Origin of the sequence: Pseudomonas sp. AM14(2022) (assembly GCF_036346455.1) — a bacterium.
Lineage (GTDB): Bacteria > Pseudomonadota > Gammaproteobacteria > Pseudomonadales > Pseudomonadaceae > Aquipseudomonas > Aquipseudomonas putida_A.
In genome coordinates this window covers 525,892-542,449 of the sequence record NZ_JAOTNY010000001.1, presented here as the reverse complement: position 1 = coordinate 542,449, position 16,558 = coordinate 525,892, and the positions used below count along the sequence as shown (strand labels likewise).

Genomic DNA, 16,558 nt, shown 5'->3' with positions numbered 1-16,558 from the left:
ATTTCAGTCGACTGACACGCCCTCTTCGCGAGCAAGCCCGCTCCCACAGTAGATTTGGGTTGGCCTTGATAAAGGGGCCAACCCGAGTTTGCTTTAAGCCGCTTCCGGCGCAGGCGCGCGGCGTACGTCCGGTTGCTTCCACGAATCGGCGGCGCCTTCTTCGATGGCTTGCTGGATGGCTTTCTTACGCGCTTCTTCGGCTCGGCGGCTGAAGAACCACACCAGGAACGTCACGATCGACACCGCCAGCAGAATCAGGCTGGCCACGGCGTTGATCTCAGGCTTCACGCCCAGACGCACCGCCGAGAACACTTCCATCGGCAGCGTGGTCGAACCCGGGCCGGAAACGAAGCTCGCCAGTACCAGGTCATCCAGCGACAGAGCGAACGACATCATGCCGCCGGCTGCCAGCGACGGCGCGATCATCGGGATGGTGATCAGGAAGAACACCTTCCACGGCCGTGCACCGAGGTCCATCGCCGCCTCTTCGATCGACAGGTCCAGCTCACGCAGACGCGCCGACACCACCACCGCCACATACGCCGCACAGAACGTGGTGTGGGCGATCCAGATGGTGACGATGCCGCGTTCCTGCGGCCAGCCGATCATCTGCGCCATGGCCACGAACAGCAGCAACAGCGACAGACCGGTGATCACTTCCGGCATTACCAACGGCGCCGTCACCAGGCCACCAAACAGCGTGCGGCCCTTGAAGTGGGTGATGCGGGTCAGCACGAACGCTGCCAGCGTACCCAGCGCCACCGCCGCAACCGCGGTATAGCAGGCGATTTCCAGCGAGCGCACCACCGAGCCCATCAGTTGGGTGTTGTCGAGCAGGCCGACGTACCACTTGATCGACCAGCCGCCCCACACGGTCACCAGTTTCGAGGCGTTGAACGAGTAGATCACCAGGATCAGCATCGGCAGGTAGATGAACAACAGACCCAGTACCAGCATCAGGCTGGAGAAACGGATGCGTTTCATTCTTTGCCCTCCATTTCCTTGGCCTGACTGCGGTTGAACAAGATGATCGGCACAATCAGGATCGCCAGCATCACCACCGCCAGGGCGGACGCCACCGGCCAGTCACGGTTGTTGAAGAACTCTTGCCAGAGCACTTTACCGATCATCAGGGTTTCCGGGCCGCCAAGCAGTTCCGGGATCACGAACTCGCCGACCACCGGGATGAACACCAGCATGCAGCCGGCGATGATCCCGTTCTTGGACAGCGGAATGGTGATTTTCCAAAAGCTGTTGAAGGTGCTCGAACCGAGGTCGGAAGCGGCTTCCAGCAGGCTCTGATCGTGCTTCACCAGGTTGGCGTACAGCGGCAGGATCATGAACGGCAGGTACGAATAAACAACGCCGATATAGACCGCCAGGTTGGTGTTGAGGATCTGCAGCGGCTCGTCGATAAAGCCCATGCTCATCAGGAAACCGTTGAGCAGGCCGTTGTTGCTGAGGATGCCCATCCACGCATACACACGGATCAGGATCGCAGTCCAGGTCGGCATCATGATCAGCAACACCAGCACTGTCTGCAGCTCTTTACGGGCGCTGGCGATGGCGTAGGCCATCGGGTAGCCGATCAGCAGGCACAGCAGCGTGCTGAAGAACGCCATCTTCAGCGAGCCCAGGTAGGCGGCGATGTACAACTCGTCGTCGCCCAGCATCGCGTAGTTGCCCAGGTTCAGCAGCAATTGCAGCTTCTGCTCGGCGAAGGTGTAGATCTCGGTGTACGGCGGGATGGCCACGTCGGCTTCAGCGAAGCTGATCTTCAGGACGATGAAGAACGGCAGCATGAAGAACAGGAACAACCAGATGAACGGAACCCCGATGACCAGTTGCCGGCCATTGGGAATTATTCGGTTGAGCCGTCGTTTGAACTTGCGCATGTTCATGAGCGAAGTACCACGCCGCTGTCGTCTTCCCACCACACGTAAACCTGATCGCCCCAGGTCGGACGCTGGCCGCGACGTTCGGCGTTGGCGACAAACGACTGCACCAGTTTGCCGCTCGGCAATTCGACGTAGAACACCGAGTGACCGCCGAGGTAGGCGATGTCATGCACCTTGCCGCTCGACCAGTTGTATTCGCAGGTCGGCATTTCGGCGGTGACCAGCAGCTTCTCCGGACGAATCGCGTAGGTCACGGATTTGTCCTGCACCGAAGTGCTGATGCCGTGGCCGACGTAGATCTGCCGGTCGAGGTCTTTGCAAGTGATGGTCGCGTGGCCTTCGGCGTCGTCGATCACTTCGCCTTCGAAGATGTTCACGTTGCCGATGAATTCGCAGACCAGACGGCTGGTCGGGGTTTCGTAGATGTCGATCGGGCTGCCGATCTGGGCGATCCAGCCCAGGTGCATGATTGCGATGCGCTCGGCCATGGTCATGGCCTCTTCCTGGTCGTGGGTCACCATCACGCAGGTCACGCCCACACGCTCGATGATTTCCACCAACTCCAGTTGCATCTGCGAACGCAGTTTCTTGTCCAGTGCGCCCATCGGCTCGTCGAGCAGCAGCAGTTTCGGCCGCTTGGCCAGCGAGCGCGCCAGAGCCACACGCTGGCGCTGACCGCCGGACAGTTGATGCGGCTTGCGCTTGGCGTACTGGCTCATCTGCACCAGTTTGAGCATCTCGGCCACGCGCGCATCGATCTCGGCGTTGGGGATCTTGTCCTGCTTGAGGCCGAAGGCGATGTTCTGCGCCACAGTCATGTGCGGGAACAAGGCATACGACTGGAACATCATGTTGATCGGTCGCTCGTACGGCGGCATGTCGGTGATGTCGACGCCGTCGAGGAAAATGCGCCCCTCCGTGGGCCGTTCAAACCCTGCCAGCATCCGCAGCAGCGTGGATTTGCCCGATCCCGAACCGCCGAGCAGGGCGAAGATCTCGCCTTTCTTGATTTCCAGGGACACATCGTCCACGGCAATCGTCTCGTCGAACTTCTTCGTGACCCGGTCGATTTTGACCAACACCTGCTTAGGTGTCTGGTCGCCCTCGAGGGCTTTCTTATAGGCGCCGGAGGCAACTGCCATTTACGAAACTCCCAGAAAAAAACAGTGCAGTTCGCCCCATGCGGACGAACCCAGGATAGTTTGTGCCTTACTTGCCCGACTTGACCTTGGTCCAGCTACGGGTCATCAAACGCTGAATATTGGGTGGCAACTCGACCGACACGTAAGTCTTGTCGAGGACTGCTTGCGGTGGATAAACCGCTTCGTCGGTGCGGATGGACTGTTCCATCAGCTTGTCCGACCCCGGGTTGGGGTTGGCGTAACCGACGTAATCACTGACCTGGGCGATCACCTCAGGTTTCAGCAAATAGTTGATGAAGGCGTGGGCCTCTTTGACGTTGGACGAGTCCTTTGGAATCGCCAGCATGTCGAACCACAGCGCGCCGCCTTCTTTCGGAATCGAGTAGGCGATGTTCACACCCTTCTTGGCTTCTTCGGCACGGTGCTTGGCCTGGAAGATATCGCCGGAGAAACCGATGGCCACGCAGATGTCGCCGTTGGCCAGATCACCGATGTATTTCGACGAGTGGAAGTAGGTCACGTAAGGACGCACGGCCAGCAGTTTGTCGGTGGCCTTGGCGTAGTCCTTCGGATTGGTGCTGTTGGCGTTCAGCCCCATGTAGTTGAGCACGGTCGGCATCATTTCATCGGCCGAGTCGAGGAACGCTACGCCACAACTGTGCAGCTTCTTGATGTTCTCCGGTTCGAACAGCACGCTCCAGGAGTCGATCTTGTCGATGCCGAGCACCGCTTTGACTTTCTCGACGTTGTAGCCGATGCCGTTGGTGCCCCACAGGTACGGCACGGCGTACTGGTTGCCCGGGTCGTTCTGCTCCAGGCGCTTGAGCAGCACCGGATCGAGATTCGAGTAGTTCGGCAGCTGCGACCTGTCGAGCTTCTGGAACGCGCCCGCCTTGATCTGCTTGCCGAGGAAGTGGTTCGACGGCACGACCACGTCGTAACCGGTACGCCCGGCCAGCAGCTTGCCTTCCAGGGTCTCGTTGGAATCGAACACGTCGTACACCGGTTTGATCCCGGTGGCTTTCTCGAAGTCGGCCAGGGTGGTCTCGCCGATGTAATCCGACCAGTTATAAATATGCACCGTACCGGCGGCCTGGGCTCCGACAGCGATCGTCAGGCCGGCAGTGGCCAGCAGGGCTTTGCGCAAAGAAGAAAAAATAGGCAAGTGGAGGTCCTCTAAATTAGTTGGGCCCAAGTTGCCCCGCGTTACATGACAGCCATGGCTGCCCGGCAACCAAACCGGCGCGCAACTTACCCTCGAAAAACCGTTCCTGCAAAACTTCCTGTCATTTAATTGATCCGCTGGCCGCCGTCGCGGCGACGACGGCCAGCGGTTGCTGCGTCAAACCGGCTTATTTACCGGATTTGATCTTGGTCCAGCTGCGGGTCAGTTCACGCTGGGTAGCGGCCGGCAAATCGGCGATCGCATACAGCTTGGCCTGCACGTCGGCTGGCGGGTAGATGCCTGGATCGGCGGTGATGTCCTTGTTCACGTACTGGGTCGCTTCGGCGTTACCGTTAGGGAAGCGCACAGCGTTGGTGATCTCGGCCATCACTTTCGGTTGCAGCAGGTAGTTCATGAACTTGTAGGCGCCGTCGATGTTTTCCGCATCTTTCGGAATCGCGACCATGTCATAGAAGCTGCCGGCACCTTCCTTCGGAATGGCGTAGCTGACCTTGACCTTGTCACCGGCCTCGGCGGCACGGGACTTGGCCTGCTGCACGTCACCCGAGTAGCCGACCGCTACGCAGATGTTGCCGTTGGCCAGGTCCGAGATGTACTTGGAGGAGTGGAAGTAGGTGATCGAAGGACGAATCTTGAGGAACAGTTCCTCGGCTTTCTTGATGTCTTCTTTCTTCTGGCTGTCGGTTGGCAGGCCCAGGTAGTGCAGCGCGACCGGGAGCATTTCGGTCGGCGAGTCGAGGAAGCTCACACCGCAGCTCTTGAGCTTGGCGATGTTCTCCGGCTTGAGCAGAGTGTCCCAGGAATCGATGGTGTCGACGCCCAGTGCAGCCTTGACCTTCTCCGGGTTGTAGCCGATGCCGATCGAGCCCCACATGTACGGGAAGGCGTGCTTGTTGTCCGGGTCGCTGACCGAAACGGCCTTGAGCAGCGACTTGTTCAGGTTGCCGTAGTTGGACAGCTTGGACTTGTCCAGCTCCTGATAAACGCCCGCCTTGATCTGCTTGGCCAGGAAGTTGTTCGACGGCACAACCACGTCGTAACCGGACTTGCCCGCCAGCAGCTTGGCTTCCAGGGTTTCGTTGCTGTCGAATACGTCGTAGACCACCTTGATCCCCGACTCTTTTTCGAAGTTGGCGATGGTGTCCGGAGCGATGTAGTCAGACCAGTTGTAAACGTGCAGTACCTTGTCGTCCGCGTGAACCGCACCCGCCATCATGCCCGCGACGGACAGCGCGAGAAGAGTCTTGCCAGCAAGCTTTTTACCTAATGCCTTCATGCGTCATGCTCCAAATTTTTCTTTTTTGAACCACTTTGTTCAGCGGCCGAACCCGGACAACTGGAACCGCGGCTAGTCTGGCAAGATCGGAGGCGGTCTTTCAAGAAAAGGCCAACCTTTCTGACACCTTCGAGCGAGAGCGCCGCAGCTCCCCCGCTCGAAGCCTAGCACTTAGGCCTGCAACGCACTGAGGGTCAGGTCCAGGCACTTGCGCGCCTTGGTCACCAGCTCATCGATCTCCGCCTTGCTGATCACCAGCGGCGGCGCAATGATCATGGTGTCGCCCACGGCGCGCATGATCAGGCCGTTATCGAAGCAGAACTGCCGGCAGATCATGCCCACGCCCCGACCTTCGTAACGCTTGCGAGTGGCCTTGTCCTGCACCAGCTCGATCGCCCCCAGCAGACCAACGCCGCGCACTTCGCCCACCAACGGGTGGCCGTTGAGTTCGCGCAGACGTTTCTGCAAATACGGTGCCGTTTCGTTGTGCGCGTTCTCGATAATTTTCTCGTCGCGCAGAATCCGGATGTTTTCCAGCCCCACCGCCGCCGCCACCGGGTGCCCGGAGTAGGTGAAGCCGTGGTTGAAATCGCCGCCTTCGTTGAGCACCTTCACCACTTCGTCACGCACGATCAGGCCACCCATCGGGATGTAGCCGGAGGTCAGGCCTTTGGCGATGGTCATCATGTCGGGTTTCAGATCGTAGAAATCCGAACCGAACCATTGGCCGGTACGACCGAAACCACAGATCACTTCGTCGGCGACGAACAGAATGTCGTACTTGGCGAGGATTTCCTTGATGCGCGGCCAGTAAGTCTCTGGCGGAATGATCACGCCGCCAGCGCCCTGAATCGGCTCGGCAATGAACGCTCCGACGTTGTCCACGCCGACTTCGAGAATCTTCTCTTCCAGCTGATTGGCCGCCCAGATGCCGAACTCTTCCGGCGACATGTCGCCGCCCTCGGCGAACCAGTACGGCTGCGCGATATGGACGATGCCCGGAATCGGCAAGTCGCCCTGCTCGTGCATATAGGTCATGCCACCCAGGCTAGCGCCGGCCACGGTGGAACCGTGATAACCGTTCTTGCGGCTGATGATGACTTTCTTGTTCGGCTGGCCCTTGATCGCCCAGTAGTGGCGAACCATGCGCAGCATGGTGTCGTTGCCTTCGGAGCCGGAACCGGTGAAGAACACGTGGTTCATGCCTTGCGGCGCCACATCGGCGATGGCCTTGGCCAGTTCCAGTGCCGGCGGGTGCGCAGTCTGGAAGAACAGGTTGTAGTAAGGCAGTTCGCGCATCTGCTTCGCGGCGGCGTCAGCAAGCTCATCGCGGCCATAACCGATCGCCACGCACCACAGACCCGCCATGCCATCGAGGATCTTGTTGCCCTCGCTGTCCCACAGGTACACGCCCTTGGCGTTGGTGATGATCCGTGGACCCTTCTCTTTCAGCTGCTTGAAATCGCTGAACGGGGCCAGGTGGTGATCGCTGCTCAGGGCTTGCCACTCACGGGTTTGCGGGTTGTTGCTGGTCATGCCAATTCTCCTTGTTATCGGTGAAGGCGCGGCGGCTGGCCACCGCGCCCGGCGTATCAGACGGCGAAGAGCAGGTACTCACGCTCCCAGGAACTGATCACGCGCTTGAAGTTTTCATGCTCGGCCCGCTTGACCGCGACGTAGCCGGTGATGAAGGTCTTGCCCAGGTATTTCTCGATGGTCGCGCTGTTTTCCATACGCTCCAGCGCGTCCTCGATGGTCAGCGGCAGGCGCAGGTTGCGGCGTTCATAGCCACGACCGACCACTGGCGCGCTCGGGTTGAGGCCCTCGACCATGCCGATGTAACCGCAGAGCAGGCTCGCGGCAATCGCCAGGTACGGGTTGGCGTCGGCGCCCGGCAGGCGGTTTTCCACCCGACGGTTCTGCGGGCCGGCATCCGGTACGCGCAGGCCCACGGTGCGGTTCTCTTCGCCCCACTCCACGTTCACCGGCGCCGAAGTGTCCGGCAGGAAGCGGCGGAACGAGTTGACGTTCGGTGCGAACAGCGGGAGCAATTCCGGGATCAGTTTCTGCAGACCACCGATGTGGTGCAGGAACAGCTGGCTCATGGTTCCGTCTTCATTAGAGAACACGTTTTTGCCAGTCTCGATGTCGATGATGCTCTGGTGCAGGTGCATCGCACTGCCGGGCTCGCCGGTCATCGGCTTGGCCATAAAGGTCGCGGCCACGTCATGCTTGAGCGCGGCTTCGCGCATGGTGCGCTTGAACACCAGAATCTGATCGGCCAGCGACAGTGCATCGCCGTGACGGAAGTTGATTTCCATCTGCGCCGTGCCGTCTTCGTGGATCAGCGTGTCGAGGTCCAGCTCCTGCAGTTCGCACCAGTCGTAGACGTCTTCGAACAGCGGGTCGAATTCGTTCGCCGCTTCGATGGAGAACGACTGACGACCGATTTCCGGACGGCCCGAGCGGCCGATTGGCGGCTGCAGCGGATAGTCGGGGTCGTCACTGCGCTTGGTCAGGTAGAACTCCATCTCCGGCGCCACGATCGGCTGCCAGCCCTTGTCGGCATAGAGCTTGAGGACTTTCTTGAGCACGTTGCGCGGCGACAGCTCAATCGGGTTGCCTTGCTTGTCGTAGGTGTCGTGGATCACCTGGGCAGTCGGCTCGATGGCCCATGGCACCAGGTACACGGCGTTCTGGTCGGGGCGGCAGATCATGTCGATGTCGGCCGGGTCGAGCAGTTCGTAATAGATGTCGTCTTCGACGTAGTCGCCGGTCACGGTCTGCAACAGCACGCTTTCCGGCAGGCGCATGCCCTTCTCGGCGATGAACTTGTTGGTCGGCGAGATCTTGCCCCGGGTAATACCGGTCAAGTCGCCGATCATGCATTCGACTTCTGTGATCTTGTGGTCTTTCAACCAATCGGTGAGCTGGTCGAGGTTGTTACTCATAAATGCCTCTGGGCTGAGTCTCCTGACATCGTGTCAGGCAAAGTTTGACGCCGTGGCGTCGCGTTAAAGGGGGCTTGCTTGCGCGCAGTACCGGCTTACGCCTGGCACCGCGCATAGACAATGAAAGAGGAGCTTACCTGCCCTTTACGCTGGCGTTGCATTTCCTGTGCACATTCAAGGCGTGCAGAATCATGAGCACGGCTTTGGAAGCGGCACAGGCTTTGGGACTCAAAGGGATCTATATTGGAAGGAGACGCCATAAACAGGATGCTGTCCCGTGCGTCCAGAATATCGGACGTTGCCGTTGGGCCTGATGCGCACAAGAACCTCGTCGACCCGCCACGAGCCATGCTGGCCGCGTCACGGACGGATTTGTCGCCACTGATGTGATGAGCATGCAGACCGGACTGTTGCGAGCAGTCGGTGATGCCGATTAACGGCAGGCGAGACATGAAGCACCCCGGTATTATTGCTGTTATGGGTTTGGTCGGAGCTTAGCCTTGTTCATTTTTTTACACAACACCCCCGTAAAAAATACAACACGGCCTGCTCAAGCCCGCGGGTGCCAAGCGTCCCCAAGACAAAAAACTGCCCCAAAGTGCCCCATAAATGCCCTCGCAGCGCTTTTTTAGGGCAAAAAAGGCCTCGCTTGACTTCGGCAGGCCGTTCGGGTTGACTGAAACCAGAAAAGATCAATGATTGATATTTTTAACAACAAAGGTGTTGCATCATGTCGGTACCCCCGCGTGCCGTTCAGCTTAACGAAGCGAACGCGTTCCTTAAGGAACATCCTGAGGTTCTGTACGTCGACCTTCTGATTGCGGATATGAATGGTGTGGTGCGCGGCAAGCGCATCGAACGCACCAGCCTCCACAAGGTTTACGAGAAAGGCATCAACCTGCCGGCCTCCCTATTTGCTCTGGATATCAATGGCTCTACGGTGGAAAGCACCGGCCTGGGTCTGGACATCGGCGACGCCGACCGGATCTGCTATCCCATCCCCGATACCCTGTGCAACGAGCCATGGCAGAAGCGCCCTACCGCGCAGCTGTTGATGACCATGCACGAACTCGAAGGCGACCCGTTCTTCGCCGATCCGCGCGAAGTGCTTCGTCAAGTTGTTGCAAAGTTTGACGAGCTGGGCTTGACCATCTGCGCAGCCTTCGAGCTGGAGTTCTACCTGATCGACCAGGAAAACGTGAACGGCCGCCCTCAGCCGCCACGCTCGCCGATCTCCGGCAAACGCCCGCACTCGACTCAGGTCTACCTGATCGACGACCTCGACGAATACGTCGACTGCCTCCAGGACATTCTGGAAGGCGCCAAAGAGCAAGGCATCCCGGCCGACGCCATCGTCAAGGAAAGTGCCCCGGCGCAGTTCGAAGTGAACCTGCACCACGTCGCCGACCCGATCAAGGCGTGCGACTACGCAGTCCTGCTCAAGCGTCTGATCAAGAACATCGCCTACGACCATGAAATGGACACCACCTTCATGGCCAAGCCGTATCCGGGCCAGGCGGGTAATGGTCTGCATGTCCACATCTCGGTGCTCGACAAAGATGGCAAGAACATCTTTGCAAGCGAGGATCCCGAGCAGAACGCCGCGCTGCGTCACGCGATCGGCGGTGTGCTCGAGACCCTGCCGGCGCAGATGGCTTTCCTCTGCCCGAACGTCAACTCGTACCGTCGCTTCGGCGCGCAGTTCTATGTGCCGAACTCGCCGTGCTGGGGCCTGGACAACCGCACCGTGGCGATCCGCGTACCAACCGGCTCTGCCGATGCCGTGCGTATCGAACACCGCGTAGCGGGCGCCGACGCCAACCCGTACCTGCTGATGGCTTCGGTCCTGGCCGGTGTGCATCACGGTCTGGTGAACAAGATCGAACCGGGCGCTCCGGTCGAAGGCAACAGCTATGAGCAGAACGAACAAAGCCTGCCGAACAACTTGCGCGATGCCCTGCGCGAGCTGGACGACAGCGAGGTGATGGCCAAGTACATCGATCCGAAATACATCGATATCTTCGTCGCCTGCAAGGAAAGCGAGCTGGAGGAGTTCGAACACTCCATCTCCGACCTTGAGTACAACTGGTATCTGCATACCGTTTAAGCGGATTGCGACCAGATAAAACGCCGTCGGCCGTCTTGGCCCACGGCGTTTTTTATGGCCGAATTTTGATCTGAATGGCCGCCTGCGGCGGTTCGGGTGCAAGCCCCCTCCCACAGGGGCCTCAGCGAATGGGGATCGTTTGTACGCAGAAGATCAACTGTGGGAGGGGGTTTGCTCCCGAAGGCGTCCTGGCAGACAACACACGGTGTGGCTCGTACAATGCCCGCTGCCCCGCAGGAGACTTCCATGACGCGTCCCGCCCCCGTCCGCAAACCCCGTGCCCGCAGCCAGGCGCGGATCGACTCGATACTCGAAGCCGCGCGTACGCTGCTGGCCGCCGAGGGTGTGGCCAGTCTGTCGATCTACAGCGTCGCCGAACGCGCGCAGATTCCGCCGTCATCCGTGTATCACTTCTTCGCCAGCGTCCCGGCACTGCTCGAAGCGCTGACCGCCGACGTGCATGCGGCGTTTCGCGCCTGCCTGCAAGCGCCGATCGACCACGACGCCCTGCGCGACTGGCGTGACCTGTCGCGACTGGTCGAAGAGCGGATGCTGGAGATCTACGACGAAGACGCGGCGGCCCGCCAGTTGATCCTCGCCCAGCACGGCCTGACCGAAGTGACCCAGGCCGACCGCCAGCACGACATCGAACTCGGCGACCTGATGCACAAGCTGTTCGACCATCACTTCGAATTGCCGCGACTGCCCAGCGATGTCGATGTGTTTGCCCTGGCGATGGAACTGGGTGACCGCGTGTATGCGCGCTCGGTGCAGCAGCATGGGCAGATCACGCCGCGCATGGCCGAGGAAGGGATGCGGGTGTTTGATGCCTATATCGGGCTGTATCTGCCGCCTTATCTGCCCAAAAGAATTCTCTAGCGTCTTTACCGGCCTCTTCGCGAGCAGGCTCGCTCCCACATTTGGAATGCGGTTCCCTGTGGGAGCGAGCCTGCTCGCGAAGGCCGCTCAGCCGATTTCAAGCCAGGTACAAAAAACCCCGAAGGGCTCACGCCTTTCGGGGTTGTTTTTTACTCACTGGCTTACAACTTGGCGATCGACACCTCGGTGGATTTCACGAAGGCGATCACCTCGCTGCCCACCGCCAGTTCCAGCTCCTTGACCGAGCGGGTGGTGATCACTGAAGTGACGATGCCGGAAGCGGTTTGCACGTCGATTTCCGACAGCACGTCGCCGAGAACGATCTCCTTGATCGAGCCTTTGAACTGGTTGCGCACGTTGATGGCTTTGATAGTCATGGCTTTGATTCCTGTCGTTGGATGTAACTTGAGTTATTGCGCCCAGCGCAATTGCGTAGGCAGTGGTGAAACAGGTTCCGGCTCCGGCGGCTCGCCGGGCAGGGACAGAACACGGTTGAGCACTTCGGTTTCCAGCGCCGCCAGTCGATGCGATCCGCGCACTCGCGGGCGTGGCAGTTCCACTTGCAGGTCGAGGCCGACTTCGCCGTCCTCGATCAGAATCACCCGGTCGGCAATCGCCACCGCTTCGCTGACGTCATGGGTCACCAGCAGCATGGTGAACCCATGCTTCTGCCAGAGGCGTTCGATCAGTTGCTGCATCTCGATCCGGGTCAGCGCATCCAGCGCACCCAGCGGCTCGTCGAGCAACAGCAGGCGCGGCTGGTGAATCAGCGCCCGGGCCAGTGCCACGCGCTGCTTCTGCCCACCGGACAAGGCTGCCGGCCACTCGTTGGCGCGATCGGCCAGACCCACCGCTTCCAGCGCCTCCAGAGCTTGCGGGCGCCAGTTGCCTTTAAGGCCGAGGCCGACGTTGTCAATGATCTTTTTCCACGGCAGCAGCCGGGCTTCCTGGAACATCAGCCGGGTGTCTTCCCGCGCATCGCTCAGCGGCGCGGCGCCGGCCAGCAGGTCGCCGCCAGTCGGTTGGTCGAGGCCGGCGAGCAAGCGCAGGAAGGTGCTCTTGCCGCACCCGCTGCGTCCGACCACGGCGACGAATTGCCCCGCCGGAATGTGCAGGTCGATGTCGCGCAACACCTGCCGCGCGCCAAAGGTTTTCTGCAGGTTGCGCACCACCAGCGGAATCCCGCGCAGCAAGCGTGGAGGTTGTTGAGCGGTCATGCCGCACCTCCCTTGGCAACCTGATAGGCCGGATGCCAGCGCAGCCACACCCGCTCAAGAGCACGGGCGGCGAGATCAGCAAGCTTGCCGAGTACCGCGTAAAGCAGGATCGCCAGCACCACCACGTCGGTCTGCAAAAACTCGCGGGCGTTCATCGCCAGATAGCCGATGCCGGAGCTGGCGGAGATGGTTTCGGCAACGATCAGCGTCAGCCACATGAAGCCCAGCGCAAAGCGCACACCGACCAGAATCGAAGGCAGTGCGCCCGGCAGAATCACCTGCCAGAACAAACTGAAACCGGACAGGCCATAACTGCGCGCCATTTCCACCAGCGCCGGGTCGACGTTGCGGATGCCGTGATAGGTGTTGAGGTAGATCGGGAACAACGTGCCCAATGCGACCAGAAAAATCTTCGCCGACTCATCGATGCCGAACCACAGGATCACCAGTGGAATCAGCGCCAGGTGCGGCACGTTGCGGATCATCTGCACCGAGCTGTCGAGCAGGCGTTCGCCCCACTTCGACAGGCCAGTGATGAAGCCCAGCACCAGGCCGATGCTGCCGCCGATGGTGAAACCGAGTGCCGCGCGCCAGCCGCTGATCGCCAGATGCGTCCAGATTTCGCCGCTGCGCACCAGGCTGACACCGGCCTCGATCACCGCCACCGGTGCCGGCAGGATTCGCGTCGACAACCAACCGGCAGACACCGACAACTGCCACACCGCCAGCAGGAGCACCGGCAACGCCCAGGGCGCGAGGCTGTGGATAAATTTTTTCATGGCGCGCCTCAGCTCTGCGACGCGGCTTTGGGAAGAATGTCGTTGGCTACCATCTCGCCGAACGGGCTGACATAACCGGCGCTTTTCGGCAGTTCCGGGCGCTCGATGTCGAGGTGCGGGAACAGCAGTTCAGCGACGCGGTACGATTCTTCGAGGTGTGGATAACCGGAGAAGATGAAGGTGTCGATACCCAGATCCGCGTACTCCTTCACGCGGGCGGCCACGGTTGGACCATCGCCGACCAGCGCGGTGCCAGCACCGCCACGCACCAGACCGACGCCGGCCCACAGGTTGGGGCTGACTTCGAGGTTGTCGCGACTGCCGCCGTGCAGCGCGGCCATGCGCTGCTGACCGACCGAGTCGAAGCGCGCCAGCGATGCTTGCGCACGTTTGATGGTGTCATCGTCCAGATGCGAGATCAGCCGGTCGGCTGCTTGCCAGGCTTCGGCGTTGGTTTCGCGCACGATCACATGCAGACGAATGCCGAAGCGCACGGTACGCCCGAGTTTGGCGGCTTTGGCGCGCACTTGTTCGATCTTCTCGGCCACCGCGGCTGGCGGCTCGCCCCAGGTCAGCACCATCTCGACCTGTTCGGCGGCCAGATCCTGCGCCGCTTCCGAGGAGCCGCCGAAGTACAGCGGCGGACGCGGTTGCTGGATCGGCGGATAGAGCAGTTTGGCGCCCTTCACGCTGATGTGTTCGCCGTCGTAATCGACGGTTTCACCTTCCAGCACCCGACGCCAGATGCGGGTGAATTCCACCGAGGCTTGATAGCGTTCTTCGTGGTTGAGGAACAGACCATCACCGGCCAACTCTTCCGGGTCACCGCCGGTCACCAGGTTGAACAGCGCACGACCGCCGGACAGACGATCCAGGGTCGCTGCCTGTCGCGCCGCCACCGTCGGGGAAATGATCCCGGGGCGCAGGGCGACAAGGAATTTCAGACGCTGGGTCACCGGGATCAGCGACGCGGCGACCAGCCACGAGTCCTCGCAGGAACGGCCGGTGGGAATCAGCACGCCGCCAAAGCCCAGACGATCCGCCGCTTGCGCGACCTGTTGCAGATAACCGTGGTCAACGGCGCGGGCGCCTTCGGCGGTGCCAAGGTAATGGCCGTCGCCGTGGGTAGGCAGGAACCAGAAGATGTTGAGGCTCATGGAGTGGTCTCCTTGGGGATTCGATTTACTGGGCTTGGGTAACCGAGCTTTGGGCCACAGCGGCCGGTGGTGTCCAGATCACATCCTTGATGCTCAACGGCTTGGGAATCAGCTTGAGCTGGTAGAAGGTGTCGGCGATTTTCTGCTGTGCGGCGACCACCTCCGGGGTCAGGAACAACGCACCGTAGCCCTGGCGTTTCACCGAGGTCAGGGTGATGTCCGCCGGCAGGCCGAGCAGCGGCGCGACCTGCTGGGTCACGTCTTCAGGGTTGGCTTTGGACCACTCGCCGACAGCGCGCACTTCTTCGACGAGGGTCTTGATCACCTCGGGATTTTTCTGTGCGTAAGGTTTGGTCGCGAGGTAGAACTGATGGTTGTCGACGATGCCTTTACCGTCACGCAGAGTGTGCGCTTGCAGCTGTTGCTCGGCAGCAGCCTGGTACGGATCCCAGATTACCCAGGCATCGACGCTGCCACGCTCGAACGCGGCGCGGGCATCGGCCGGCGGCAGGAATACGGTCTGGATATCGGAGTATTTGAGGCCGGCGTCTTCCAGTGCGCGCACCAGCAGGTAGTGCACGTTGGAGCCTTTGTTCAGGGCGACTTTCTTGCCCTTGAGATCCGCTACCGATTTGATCGGCGAGTCTTTCGGTACGAGGATCGCTTCGCTGTTCGGCGCTGGCGGTTCGTAGGCGACGTAAAGCAGATCAGCGCCCGCTGCTTGGGCAAACACTGGCGGAGTCTCACCGGTCACGCCGAAGTCGATCGAGCCGACGTTCAGGCCTTCGAGCAGTTGCGGGCCGCCGGGGAATTCAGTCCATTGCACGTCCACGCCTTGGGCGGCCAGACGCTTTTCCAGCGTGCCTTTGGCCTTGAGCAGCACCAGCGTGCCGTACTTCTGGTAACCGATCCGTAATGTCTCGGCTTGAGCTTGAGTAATGGCGCCGAAGGACACAGCCGCAGCAAACAGAGCGACCAGACCACGACGCAAAAATACAGTGCGCATAGCGCTCTCCTTTTTGCTGTTGGGTTTTGGCTGCACCTGCTTGGCCGTTAGCGGCTGAGTAAGGTGAGTGGAGCAAATTCGGGTAAGGCTCAAATGCTCCAGCGAGCACTCAATAAACGTTCATTCAACAGGCCCGGCTCCAGCGGTTTCGGCCGGCGAGCCATGGCACTGACAAACTGATCCAGCGCTTCATGCAGACGCTGTTCCAGCGCTGGCGCCAGTTGCGCCTGGGCGCTGCCTTCGCCGTAAGCGATCTGGCTGTCCTCGGCAAAAATCCCTTGAAGCATTTCCTGGGCTTTCAATGCCGACAGCACGGGCTTGAGCGCGTAATCGACCACCAGCATGTGGGCGATGCTGCCGCCGGTGGCCATCGGCAGAACAATCTTGTGGTTCAAGGCGCGTTCGGGCAGCAGATCGAGTACGGTCTTCAGCGCCCCGGAAAACGACGCCTTGTACACCGGCGTGGCGATCAGCAGACCGTCAGCGTTTTCAATCTGCGCCAGCAGGTCGAGCACCTTCGGGCTGTCGAAGCGGGCGTGGAGCAAATCTTCGGCCGGGAAGTCCCGCACCTGATAACTCACCACTTCCACCCCTTGCGCCTGCAACCAGCGTTGCGAGCGCTCAAGCAACACTCCTGAGCGGGAGCGCTGGCTGGGACTGCCACCGAGTGAGACGACCAGCATTGAGACAATTCCTTAAGCGTTACAGGCGATTCGCGGGTTGCGATCTCGCTTCGATGGGAGTGACCTTACCAGCTGATTTATATATCCATAAATCATATTTATTCATTTGGTTATGCGTTTAAGAGATATGCGATTTGCTTTGTTCCGGGCAAAAAAACAGGCCGTGAAAACGGCCTGAAATCCCCTGCTTTGTGGTTCCGTGGTGGCTGGACTAACGCCATCGCGAGCAGGCTCACTCCTACAGGGGAACGCATTTCAAATATAGGAGTGAGCCTGC

Annotated in this window: 15 protein-coding genes; 2 read left to right on the top strand and 13 right to left on the bottom strand. The window is 60.3% G+C overall.

Annotated features, from left to right (window positions below):
* Window positions 1–93: 93 nt before the first annotated feature.
* The 7 genes from V3W27_RS02510 to V3W27_RS02480 all read right to left on the bottom strand — a co-directional run bounded on the left by V3W27_RS02510 (window position 94) and on the right by V3W27_RS02480 (window position 8,453).
* Window positions 94–984, bottom strand: a complete 891-nt coding sequence (locus V3W27_RS02510; RefSeq protein ID WP_007968003.1) for an ABC transporter permease subunit — start codon at window positions 982–984, stop codon at window positions 94–96.
* On the bottom strand, window positions 981–1,862 hold the full coding sequence (locus V3W27_RS02505; protein ID WP_171061891.1) for an ABC transporter permease subunit: 882 nt from the start codon (window positions 1,860–1,862) through the stop codon (window positions 981–983). Before V3W27_RS02505 ends, V3W27_RS02510 begins: the two co-directional genes overlap by 4 nt.
* 35 nt (window positions 1,863–1,897) lie before the next feature.
* The gene (locus tag V3W27_RS02500; RefSeq protein ID WP_003229245.1) at window positions 1,898–3,040 is read right to left on the bottom strand and encodes an ABC transporter ATP-binding protein; all 1,143 of its coding nucleotides are present in this window, start codon (window positions 3,038–3,040) and stop codon (window positions 1,898–1,900) included.
* 67 nt (window positions 3,041–3,107) lie between these two features.
* On the bottom strand, window positions 3,108–4,205 hold the full coding sequence (locus V3W27_RS02495; RefSeq protein ID WP_047596655.1) for a polyamine ABC transporter substrate-binding protein: 1,098 nt from the start codon (window positions 4,203–4,205) through the stop codon (window positions 3,108–3,110).
* A gap of 187 nt (window positions 4,206–4,392) precedes the next feature.
* On the bottom strand, window positions 4,393–5,502 hold the full coding sequence (locus V3W27_RS02490; protein WP_027610515.1) for a polyamine ABC transporter substrate-binding protein: 1,110 nt from the start codon (window positions 5,500–5,502) through the stop codon (window positions 4,393–4,395).
* 171 nt (window positions 5,503–5,673) lie between these two features.
* Window positions 5,674–7,038: an aspartate aminotransferase family protein gene (locus tag V3W27_RS02485; protein WP_330205840.1), complete on the bottom strand. Its 1,365-nt coding sequence runs from the start codon at window positions 7,036–7,038 to the stop codon at window positions 5,674–5,676.
* 56 nt (window positions 7,039–7,094) lie between these two features.
* Window positions 7,095–8,453 (bottom strand): glutamine synthetase family protein, encoded by a 1,359-nt coding sequence (locus V3W27_RS02480; RefSeq protein ID WP_007967993.1) that lies wholly within the window; start codon window positions 8,451–8,453, stop codon window positions 7,095–7,097.
* Between the two features lie 730 nt (window positions 8,454–9,183).
* On the opposite strand from V3W27_RS02480, the gene V3W27_RS02475 reads away from it, so the two are divergent.
* Both V3W27_RS02475 and V3W27_RS02470 read left to right on the top strand, forming a co-directional pair.
* Window positions 9,184–10,560: a glutamine synthetase family protein gene (locus V3W27_RS02475; protein ID WP_003229254.1), complete on the top strand. Its 1,377-nt coding sequence runs from the start codon at window positions 9,184–9,186 to the stop codon at window positions 10,558–10,560.
* Window positions 10,561–10,806: 246 nt separating this feature from the next.
* Window positions 10,807–11,439, top strand: a complete 633-nt coding sequence (locus tag V3W27_RS02470; protein ID WP_027610513.1) for a TetR/AcrR family transcriptional regulator — start codon at window positions 10,807–10,809, stop codon at window positions 11,437–11,439.
* 161 nt (window positions 11,440–11,600) lie between these two features.
* Here the strand turns inward: V3W27_RS02470 and V3W27_RS02465 are convergent, their stop codons facing one another.
* The 6 genes from V3W27_RS02465 to ssuE all read right to left on the bottom strand — a co-directional run bounded on the left by V3W27_RS02465 (window position 11,601) and on the right by ssuE (window position 16,281).
* The gene (locus V3W27_RS02465) at window positions 11,601–11,816 is read right to left on the bottom strand and encodes a TOBE domain-containing protein (RefSeq protein ID WP_007967989.1); all 216 of its coding nucleotides are present in this window, start codon (window positions 11,814–11,816) and stop codon (window positions 11,601–11,603) included.
* 33 nt (window positions 11,817–11,849) lie between these two features.
* Window positions 11,850–12,656 carry an aliphatic sulfonates ABC transporter ATP-binding protein gene (ssuB, locus tag V3W27_RS02460; RefSeq protein ID WP_330205839.1) on the bottom strand — a complete coding sequence of 269 codons (807 nt, stop codon included), beginning with the start codon at window positions 12,654–12,656 and terminating at the stop codon, window positions 11,850–11,852.
* Window positions 12,653–13,435, bottom strand: a complete 783-nt coding sequence (gene ssuC / locus V3W27_RS02455; protein ID WP_098966154.1) for an aliphatic sulfonate ABC transporter permease SsuC — start codon at window positions 13,433–13,435, stop codon at window positions 12,653–12,655. The genes ssuB and ssuC overlap by 4 nt, the downstream gene beginning before the upstream one ends.
* Before the next feature lie 8 nt (window positions 13,436–13,443).
* Window positions 13,444–14,592: an FMNH2-dependent alkanesulfonate monooxygenase gene (ssuD, locus tag V3W27_RS02450; protein WP_003229262.1), complete on the bottom strand. Its 1,149-nt coding sequence runs from the start codon at window positions 14,590–14,592 to the stop codon at window positions 13,444–13,446.
* 25 nt (window positions 14,593–14,617) lie between these two features.
* Window positions 14,618–15,598, bottom strand: coding sequence for a sulfonate ABC transporter substrate-binding protein (locus V3W27_RS02445; RefSeq protein ID WP_330205838.1), 981 nt, complete (start codon window positions 15,596–15,598; stop codon window positions 14,618–14,620).
* Between the two features lie 89 nt (window positions 15,599–15,687).
* Window positions 15,688–16,281, bottom strand: coding sequence for an NADPH-dependent FMN reductase (ssuE, locus tag V3W27_RS02440; RefSeq protein WP_096797603.1), 594 nt, complete (start codon window positions 16,279–16,281; stop codon window positions 15,688–15,690).
* Window positions 16,282–16,558 lie beyond the last annotated feature (277 nt).